Source organism: Streptococcus intestinihominis, assembly GCF_046824975.1.
Lineage (GTDB): Bacteria > Bacillota > Bacilli > Lactobacillales > Streptococcaceae > Streptococcus.
This window is the reverse complement of sequence record NZ_JBKQBL010000005.1, coordinates 92,350-96,736: the sequence shown is the minus strand read 5'-3', so window position 1 is coordinate 96,736 and position 4,387 is coordinate 92,350. Positions and strand designations below refer to the sequence as shown.

Sequence of the window (4,387 nt, the reverse complement as noted above, 5' to 3'; positions counted from 1 at the left end):
GAGTGCCTTGTGGAAGCAAAGGATTATCTACGTCAGCATCATCAAGTAGATAGTGAAAGAATTGGAATCTATGGACGTTCTAAGGGAGCAGAGTTAGTTTTAGCTGAGGAGAGCATTTTTAATGACGTTCAATGTTTGGTACTAAATTCACCCTCTGATGTGGTGTATGAAGGGATAAAAGGGAAATGGAACTCCCATACTTCTTCTTGGACGTATTTGCAAAAGGAACTTACCTATCAAAAGTTTCGACTGAGAGATTATCTGTTTAGCAAACTTTTTAGAAAACCTATCCCTAAAGATCGTTCTGCTAAGATAGATATCGTTCAAATGCATTCACCAATCTTATTGCTCGGAAGTACTGTTGATGAAATATGGGATGCCTCGTCAGCAATTGATGATATTGTCTCAGATTATAAAGGACACCACATTACATTTAAAAAATATCATGAAACAGGTCACATGTTGACAGTGGCTTATCAACCAAATCACCGTTATCGAAAAGATTGGCGTTTATTGATGAGAGAGAGTAAGGATTCTTGGCTAGCTACGATTCATTTTTTTGATAGGCATTTGAAGAAGAAATAAAAATAGATTATAAATATGCTATAATAGTTCCAACTAAGATAAAAACACAGTTCTGGTTGGTAGTCCAGACGTAGGCAAGCCTATCAGTAACCTTCCTCCTTGGTTGTCCATTCTTAGGGATAAATTTAAGGAGGTGCTGTCGTGGAAACAATTTCAATTGGATTGACAGTTTATTTTGAAGATGGATTTTGGCATGGTTTGTTCGAACAAGTGTATCGAGAAACTTATCAAGTTTGTCGTGTGACATTTGGTAAGGAGCCAAAAGATGATGAAATTCTAGAGATTTTACAGACTCAGTTTACTCAATTATCTTTTAGTCCAGAAACTACAGTTAAGCAACATGTAAAAATCAAGAATCCTAAACGATTACAGCGAATTGTGAGGAAACAAGTAAAACAAAAAGTTTCTTCCAAGTCGAAAGAACTATTGCAGTTGCAGTATGAGGAAAGGAAAAAGATTTCAAAACATCAATCTAGTGTCCAAAAGCAATTGCTCAAACAAGAGAAATTTGAACGCAAACAGCAAAAACGAAGAGACAAGCATAAAGGACATTAACCTTTATCTCTTTCATCAAAAAAGCTTCGGTAGGAAGAACCCTACCGAGGCTTTTTAACATGACAAAAACGATTGTTGAATATCTGGATGATGTTCCCAATCCGCTCGATCGTAGCTTCCAGTAATGGTGTGCTCTTCAGAAAAGAGCAGAACTCGTTCCACAATGGGAGCGATTTGCTCGAAATGGTGGGAGGAAATGACAATCGTTTTTCCTGCTGTTTTGAGTTTTTGGAGCAAGGAGACAATCAGCTTCTGGTATTTGGGGGAGAGGCCGTTAAGGCTCATCAAATCGCAACGATTTCAGCTAGGCCAACACCGCCCTTTGTGTTTTCTAATTCTTCAGTTGTTAAAAGTTGTAAATTGTTCATTGCTTTTCTCCTTTCTGATTCCCCGATATGCAATGATGAGGATCCAAATAACAAGAATCCCAGAAAGTAAATCACTCACTCCATAAGTTTCAAATGGGAGTGTGAGATAGTGAAGGTCGTGTAAGATTTGTAGAACTGCTAAAAAGATTCTAGAAAAAAGTAAAGTAGATATCGTGATGATATGGAATATGCGTCTTTTTTTCATCGTTCTTACCTATGGACGATTAGCTAGATATCCTAGTCCTGCTCCTGCAGCAAAAACGAGTCCAATACTACTGACAGCAGCTGTAGCAATTTTCCATGTAGCTATCCCTGCGATTACAGCTGGGATAAATCCACCTTGAATAGTGGCTAGTTCATGATCTGATAGTATGTCATCAGAATGAATAGAAATTGTGTTCATCTATCTTCTCCTTTCTTTGAAGAAAATTGTTTTTTCACCTGTATTATTCGTAAAAATTCTAGAAAATCTCTTATTATTTTCAAAATTATGAAAAAAGTTGAAAGTCACCTTTGGAGTATGATAAAATAAGGAATTATACTAGTTATGAAGAGATTGGAGAATTAGCGATGAAGAAACCAGTGATTGGGATTACGGGCAATCAACGCCCTTTCCGTGAAGAAGATGGAATGTACCTCAGTTATACACCGACAGGCTTTGTCCAGGGGGTTCAAGAAGCGGGGGGCATCCCCCTCATCCTTCCGATTGGAGACCCAGCAACGGCTGAGCACTATATTTCCTTGATTGACAAGCTGATCATCACAGGTGGTCAGCATGTTTCTCCTCAGTTTTATGGAGCAGAGAAGGAGATTGTTAGTGATGATTACTTGCTCGAGCGTGACCTTTTCGAGTTGGCCTTGATCAAGGAAGCAGTAGCTGCTAAGAAGCCCATCTTTACGGTTTGCCGAGGCATGCAGCTCTACAATGTAGCCATGGGCGGGACACTTTACCAAGATATCGACCATCACTGGCAGGAAAATCCTGCCAGCGAAGCTAGTCATTCAATCGAAACAGTTGAAGGGACTATTTTGCGGGACTTATTCGGAGAAGTTGGTCAGATCAATTCCTACCACCATCAAGCGATCAAGGATCTAGCCCCTCATCTAGAAGTGATTGCTGTTAGTCCTGAAGATCAGATCATCGAAGCGGTGCAATCATCCCACGGGACAGCCTTTCTCGGGGTTCAGTGGCATCCAGAACTGCGTTATCAGATAAGTGAAGGAGACAAGGCTCTCTTTGATTATGTCGTTAATAAACTATAATGGAAACAAAACACGTTAGAAATCGGGTCTTCTGATAGCTAGCGTTTTTTTTCTATAATCTGCGTAAAAATGACTGAAAATAGTCTCTAGGAAGAGGGCTGAAAGGGAGTATAATAGAGAGGAAGACAATGAGAGAGGATAAACACATGATCAACTTTCCACAAGATTTTTTATGGGGGACTTCGACATCTGGTCCTCAGACAGAAGGGCGCTTTGCCGGAGATGGTAAGGAGGACAACCTCTGGGACTACTGGTATCAGGTAGAGCCTCATCGCTTTCGTTTCCAAGAAGGACCCGGCTTAACTTCGACCTTTTATGAAAATTGGGAAGAAGACATTGAGCTTCTAGTCGAGACCGGGCATACTGCCTTTCGGACTTCTATCCAATGGTCTCGGATTTTCCCTAAAGGACGTGGAGAAGTCAATCCAGTAGGGGTGGCTTTTTACCGCCAAGTGTTTGAACGCATCAAGTCCAAAGGCATTCATTTGATGGTCAATCTTTATCACTTTGATCTTCCTTTTGCCTTGCAAGAACAAGGAGATGGCTGGGAAAATAAGGAGACGGTCTACGCCTATCACGACTATGCTCGTTTCTGCTTTGAAACCTATGGGGACTTGGTTGATCAGTGGATCACCTTTAATGAACCCATTGTTCCTGTAGAGTTTGGTTACTTTTATGATGCCCATTACCCACATAAGGTAGATGCGGCTGCAGCGGTCAAAGTTGCCTACCATACTCAGTTGGCAAGTAGCCTTGCTGTTCAGGTCTGTCATGAGGTGGATCCAAACTATCGAATCGGAGTGGTCTTGAACTTGACGCCAGCCTATCCGCGGAGTCAGCATCCAGCAGACGTCAAGGCGGCACGAATCGCTGAGCTCTTCCAAGCCAAATCCTTCCTCGATCCGTCTGTTCTTGGGACTTACCCACCAGAGTTGGTAGAGATTTTGCGGGAGCGTGCTCTTTTGCCAGAAGTGGATCCAAGTGACTTGGAGCTAATCAAAGAACATACAGTTGACTTCTTAGGAGTCAATTATTACCAACCAATGCGGGTCTCTGCGCCTCGTTATGCGCCAAACCCAGAGTCTCCTATGCTAGTTGAGCAGTTCTACGAACCTTATGTCATGCCAGGAAGAAAGATCAATCCACATAGAGGTTGGGAAATCTATGAGCAGGGCTTGTACGATATTGCGCAAAATATCAAAGAAAATTACGGGAACATCGAATGGCTCCTAACAGAGAATGGAATGGGAGTTGAAGGGGAAGAAAAGTTCCGTCAAAACGGAGAAATCCAAGATGACTACCGGATTGACTTCGTCAAAGACCACCTGCGTGAATTGCACCGGGCTATCCAAGATGGGGCCAACTGTAAGGGCTACCTCATGTGGACCTTTATCGACTGCTGGTCTTGGCTCAATGGCTATAAAAACCGCTACGGCCTTGTCGAATTAGACCTAGCCACTCAAGAAAGACGCCTGAAAAAATCCGGCCATTGGTTCCGTGAATTGAGCCAGCAGAATGGATTTGAAGAATAGGTTTTTGAGGATTCTGTTATCTAAGTACGATAGGCCGTTCATTTCAGTAAATGACTGACTAGTTTTATTTTCGGAAGTGTGGAA

The 4,387-nt window shown here is 41.9% G+C and carries 5 protein-coding genes; 4 read left to right on the top strand and 1 reads right to left on the bottom strand.

All coding sequences use genetic code 11. The features are described 5' to 3' along the window. Together ACLOR3_RS08655 and ACLOR3_RS08650 are read left to right on the top strand one after the other, a co-directional pair. Positions 1-585, top strand: a 585-nt coding sequence (locus ACLOR3_RS08655; protein ID WP_412037147.1) for an acyl-CoA thioester hydrolase/BAAT C-terminal domain-containing protein, incomplete at its 5' end; no start/stop codon positions are given. Positions 586-726: 141 nt separating this feature from the next. Further along, on the top strand, positions 727-1,140 hold the full coding sequence (locus tag ACLOR3_RS08650) for a YjdF family protein (RefSeq protein ID WP_120701306.1): 414 nt from the start codon (positions 727-729) through the stop codon (positions 1,138-1,140). A 582-nt stretch (positions 1,141-1,722) separates the two neighbouring features. Here ACLOR3_RS08650 and ACLOR3_RS08645 read toward each other — a convergent pair. After that, positions 1,723-1,911: a class IIb bacteriocin, lactobin A/cerein 7B family gene (locus ACLOR3_RS08645; RefSeq protein WP_195550241.1), complete on the bottom strand. Its 189-nt coding sequence runs from the start codon at positions 1,909-1,911 to the stop codon at positions 1,723-1,725. A gap of 167 nt (positions 1,912-2,078) precedes the next feature. Between ACLOR3_RS08645 and ACLOR3_RS08640 the strand changes: the two genes are divergently transcribed. After that, positions 2,079-2,771, top strand: coding sequence for a gamma-glutamyl-gamma-aminobutyrate hydrolase family protein (locus tag ACLOR3_RS08640; protein ID WP_411400784.1), 693 nt, complete (start codon positions 2,079-2,081; stop codon positions 2,769-2,771). Between the two features lie 146 nt (positions 2,772-2,917). Continuing rightward, complete coding sequence (locus ACLOR3_RS08635) at positions 2,918-4,303, top strand: glycoside hydrolase family 1 protein (protein WP_411400786.1); 1,386 nt, start codon at positions 2,918-2,920, stop codon at positions 4,301-4,303. The last annotated feature ends 84 nt before the right edge of the window (positions 4,304-4,387 follow it).